The organism is Paraburkholderia diazotrophica (assembly GCF_038900755.1).
GTDB classification, from domain to species: Bacteria; Pseudomonadota; Gammaproteobacteria; order Burkholderiales; family Burkholderiaceae; genus Paraburkholderia; species Paraburkholderia diazotrophica_A.
The window spans coordinates 1-255 of record NZ_JBBPEN010000094.1 but is presented as its reverse complement, the minus strand read 5'-3'; the positions used below and the strand labels follow the sequence as shown (position 1 = coordinate 255).

The window sequence follows — 255 nt, the reverse complement described above, 5'->3', positions numbered from 1 at the left end:
ACGAACACCGGAAGGTTGTTCATAATCTCGTTTCTCTGCTGCTGATGCAGCAAACGCAACGAAGGCAAGGCGCCTCGTGCGGATGTTCTTTAAAAACTAACAGCCGACAGATGTGGGTGCTCGATGATGGCGCGCGGTGGTTCTTCGGAGCTGCCGGAAGCGAAAGTAATCGAGTCTCACACAGAAAGAAATTGAGGAAGGTTTGAGCAATCAAGCCATCTGTCAGTGATTTTGAGTGAGCGACCGGTTTCGAAA

The 255-nt window shown here is 50.2% G+C and carries 1 protein-coding gene; it reads left to right on the top strand.

The genetic code is table 11. The annotated features are described in order from the left end of the window. Window positions 1–206, top strand: a 206-nt coding sequence (locus AABE10_RS36350; protein WP_342937858.1) for a hypothetical protein, incomplete at its 5' end; no start/stop codon positions are given. Window positions 207–255 lie beyond the last annotated feature (49 nt).